Source organism: Romboutsia sp. MSSM.1001216sp_RTP31141st1_G3_RTP31141_220114, from assembly GCF_039031195.1.
In the GTDB taxonomy this organism is placed as follows: domain Bacteria; phylum Bacillota; class Clostridia; order Peptostreptococcales; family Peptostreptococcaceae; genus Romboutsia_C; species Romboutsia_C hominis.
This window is the reverse complement of record NZ_JBCIUO010000042.1, coordinates 1-4,131: the sequence shown is the minus strand read 5'-3', so window position 1 is coordinate 4,131 and position 4,131 is coordinate 1. Positions and strand designations below refer to the sequence as shown.

General features: G+C 27.8%; 6 protein-coding genes and 1 riboswitch. Of the genes, 5 read left to right on the top strand and 1 reads right to left on the bottom strand.

The annotated features are described in order from the left end of the window. Positions 1 to 350 (top strand): TCP-1/cpn60 chaperonin family protein (locus ABCP60_RS15715; protein WP_343102164.1); only part of this gene is annotated, 350 nt, incomplete at its 5' end. A 102-nt stretch (positions 351 to 452) separates the two neighbouring features. Here ABCP60_RS15715 and ABCP60_RS15710 read toward each other — a convergent pair. Beyond that, positions 453 to 989: a hypothetical protein gene (locus ABCP60_RS15710; protein WP_195581665.1), complete on the bottom strand. Its 537-nt coding sequence runs from the start codon at positions 987 to 989 to the stop codon at positions 453 to 455. Between the two features lie 450 nt (positions 990 to 1,439). Here ABCP60_RS15710 and larB point away from each other — a divergent pair, with 450 nt between their 5' ends. From larB to ABCP60_RS15690, 4 genes are all read left to right on the top strand, one after another. Continuing rightward, a complete protein-coding gene (gene larB, locus ABCP60_RS15705; protein WP_343102163.1) occupies positions 1,440 to 2,183 on the top strand; it encodes a nickel pincer cofactor biosynthesis protein LarB in 744 nt (247 codons plus the stop codon). A 30-nt stretch (positions 2,184 to 2,213) separates the two neighbouring features. Next, on the top strand, positions 2,214 to 2,948 hold the full coding sequence (locus ABCP60_RS15700) for a LarC family nickel insertion protein (protein WP_195581666.1): 735 nt from the start codon (positions 2,214 to 2,216) through the stop codon (positions 2,946 to 2,948). Between the two features lie 29 nt (positions 2,949 to 2,977). Then, positions 2,978 to 3,397, top strand: a complete 420-nt coding sequence (larC, locus tag ABCP60_RS15695) for a nickel insertion protein (RefSeq protein WP_092922019.1) — start codon at positions 2,978 to 2,980, stop codon at positions 3,395 to 3,397. A gap of 47 nt (positions 3,398 to 3,444) precedes the next feature. Continuing rightward, a riboswitch (purine riboswitch) is annotated at positions 3,445 to 3,546 on the top strand. A 214-nt stretch (positions 3,547 to 3,760) separates the two neighbouring features. Beyond that, the coding region (locus tag ABCP60_RS15690; RefSeq protein WP_343102162.1) for an IMP dehydrogenase at positions 3,761 to 4,131 on the top strand (371 nt) is incomplete at its 3' end.

Genomic DNA, 4,131 nt, shown 5'->3' with positions numbered 1-4,131 from the left:
AGTTAATAGAGACACTAGAAGGTGAAGTACAATTAGGTGCTAAGATAATAAGAAAATCATTAGAAGAGCCATTAAGACAAATAGCTATAAATGCAGGTCTTGAAGGTGCTGTAATAATACAAAAAGTAATAAATGAAGAAGCTGAAGTCGGATTTGATGCTTTAAATGAAAGATATGTAAATATGATAGAAACTGGTATAGTTGACCCAACTAAAGTTACTAGAAGTGCATTACAAAATGCTTCTTCTATAGCTGGAGTATTTTTAACTACTGAGGCTGCTGTTGCAGACCTTCCAGAAAGTGATACTCCAATGCCAGGAATGGGTGGAGCAATGCCAGGAATGATGTAAATATAATTTACAAAAATATGAAAAGCTACCTCAATATTGAGGTAGCTTTTTGCTAATTAAATTTTTATTTCCAATGAACTATATGTGTAAAGTGTATGTATGCTAGATTTTTAGATTTATGTATTTATCCTTTAAATTATCTTTATATAGATTTCTTAAATTATTTATAGTATCAGTATCTAGATTTGTTTTATTTATTAATGTAGCTTGATTAATATTAAAATAAGTAATAAAGTAATGATTAGACTCAAATATTTTATAAATCTGGTTATATTTAATCTTTATTTCACCTTCAAATACTGAATTATTAACTACTATAAAATCATTATAAAAATCTAATGTTTCTTGAGTATTAAATATCCCAGTAGCATCAGTTTTAATCCTTTTATTAATTCTTGATTCAATACGAATAAGTATCAGAGATACAAATATAAATGATAATAATATAAATATAATAAAGAAACTTTTTAAAGAGAAAGAGCCTTCACTATATATACAAAACATAGATATAGAAAAAAGCAATAAAATCATCTTGAAAATAGCAAATTTATCTTTGAAAAATGTTGATATGTACAGAAAATATCTATAATCTTTTTTATTCAGGTCTGATTTTATTGTAAATAATTTAGATGTATTCATAAAAAACCTCATTTCTTTAGATATATATATATACAAGTACATTATATAATCAAATTCAATAGATTACAAATGAGTAAATAGTAAAGATATTAATAATCAAATTAGCTTGAAATAGAAATGAGCACATATAAAAATGATAAATTAAATAATTTAAAATGAAGTAGGTTATGAATACAATCTTCATCATACACAAAATTAGGATTATGTATTACACAACAGTCTTTATTTAAGTCAGATTGATAACCGAGAAAGAAGAAAGTACTTTGATAATGGAAATAAATTTTGATTCTATAAATAAAATAATTGAATCGATTTAACATGGAGAGCTAAATATAATAGTTCTTATTTTGGATGAAAAATAACAACAAATGAACGAATTATAATTATGGAAAAATAATATATATAGGGCTATAATTTAAAGTATAAATTATAAAGTGAAAGGGGTAGTTTATGGACTTAAGGGAGTTATTAAGTGAGTTTAAAAATGATAATATAGACATAGAAGAAGCGTTAGATAAGTTAAAAAAGCTACCCTATGAAGATTTAGGGTATGCCAATATAGATCATCACAGGCAAATAAGAAATGGATACCCAGAAGTCATTTACTGTGAAGGTAAAAATGATGAGCAAATAATAGGTATTATAGAAAAGATGTATGAAAAAGGATCTAACATATTAGGTACTAGATGTAGATTAGAAACATATGAGAAAATCAAATCTATATATGATAATTGTGAATATGATAAAACATGCAAGATCCTAACGATAAACAATCATCCTATAGAAAATAAGGGAAAAGGAAAAATATTAGTTGTTACAGGTGGAACTTCTGATATACCAGTAGCAGATGAAGTATATCATACTGCTAAGTTCTTAGGTAATGATGTTGGGAGAATATATGATGTAGGTGTGGCAGGAATACATAGACTGTTATATAGGACAGAAGAGTTACAGAGTGCAAGGGTAATAGTAGTAGTTGCTGGCATGGAAGGTGCTTTACCTAGTGTAGTAGGAGGACTTGTAGATGTACCAGTTGTAGCAGTTCCAACTTCAGTTGGGTATGGTGCAAACTTTAATGGCTTATCAGCTCTTTTAACTATGTTAAATAGTTGTGCATCTGGAATATCAGTAGTAAACATAGACAATGGATTTGGTGCAGGATACTTGGCATCTATGATAAATAAATTAGATTAAAAACGGCAATTAACGTCAAGGAGTTGTATTATGGGAGAAAGAATACTTTATTTAGACTTGGTTAATGGTATTTCAGGAGATATGACCATATCAAGTTTGTTAGATTTAGGGGTGCCTAAAGAAATATTCTTAGAAGAAATTAATAAACTAAATATAAAAGAAGAATTTGAAATTAAGATTACACCTAAAAATGAAAGTGGAATACTTGGAACGAATGTAGATGTTATAACTAAAGAAAATAATCCACATAGGAATCTAGTAGATATATTTGAAATTATAGATTCTAGTTACTTAAGTGATAAGGTAAAAGAAATGGCTAAGAAAGTATTTCTTGTAATAGGTGAAGCTGAGGCTAAAGTACATGGGACGACTATAGATAAAATACATTTTCATGAAGTGGGAGCAATAGATTCTATAGTTGATATAGTAGGTTCATGTATTTTAATAGATCTACTTTGTATAGATAAGATATATTCAAGTACTGTTCCTCTTGGGTCAGGATTTGTAAAATGCGACCATGGTGTTATGCCAGTACCAGCGCCAGCAACATTAGAAATATTAAAAGGTGTACCAGTTAAGTTAAATAACGTAAAAGGAGAATGCACAACTCCAACAGGAGCAGGTATAATAAAGGCATTATGTAATGAGTTTGTAGATGATATAGAGTTTGAAGTGAATAAAGTAGGGTATGGAATAGGATATAAGAAGTTTGAAGTACCAAATATGCTAAGAAGTATTTTAGGTATAAAAAAAAACAGGAAATAGTATATGAAATAACTACTAATATTGACGACATGTCATCAGAGATATATTCGCACTTATACAATAAAATATTACAAGAAGGAGCTCTAGATATATATACTGAGAGTATATATATGAAGAAGAATAGACCAGCAGTAAAATTATCGGTTATATGTAAAGAAGATGATTTAGAAAAAATAACCGAACATTTACTAAAAGAAACATCTACTTTTGGAGTAAGATATTCTAAGTATGATAGAGTGACATTAAAAAGAGAATTTCGCAAAATCGAAACTATTTATGGTAAAGTATCTGTAAAGCTTGGGTACTACAAAGGAAATTTAATAAAAGTAACACCTGAGTATGAAGATTGCATAAAAATAGCAGATAATTACGGGATATCGTTTACAAAAATTCTTCTAGAAATTAACAATATTATATATAAAGAATTTAATATAAAGATATTGACATAAATAATAAATTTTGATAAATTAGGATTTAACCTAAAGAAATTATTTATAAATGAATACATACCATCACTCGTATATACTCAGAAATATGGTCTGAGAGTTTCTACCGAGATACCGTAAATATCTTGACTATGAGTGAAATTATTATCACAGAATATCATATAAAGTAAACTTGTAGGCTGATTAAAATCCTTACAGGTTGGCTAGAACAGATATTTTGGAAACCTGTATAGTAATTTCACTTTTATGAGAAGTAAGATGAAGTTATTATGCAGGTTTTTTTGTATACATTTATAACACGAATAAATGATTAAAAAAATGGAAATAAAATTCGTATAAATAAAAAATAAAGGGAGGAGAACTACCATGGCAACTATACTAAAAGAAGGCTTAACTTTTGATGATGTTTTATTAGTTCCTCAAAAATCTGAGGTATTACCTAAAGATGTTAAATTAGAGACTTATTTAACTAAAGAAATAAAATTAAATATTCCTCTAATGAGTGCAGGAATGGATACTGTTACTGAATCTAAAATGGCTATATCTATGGCTAGACAAGGTGGAATAGGAATAATACACAAAAATATGTCAATAGAAGAACAAGCATTAGAGGTTGATAAAGTAAAGAGAAGTGAAAGTGGTGTAATAGTAGATCCTTTCTACTTATCAAAAGACCATTGTATACAAGATGCAGATGATATAATGGCTAGATATAAAATTTCTGGGGTACCTATAGT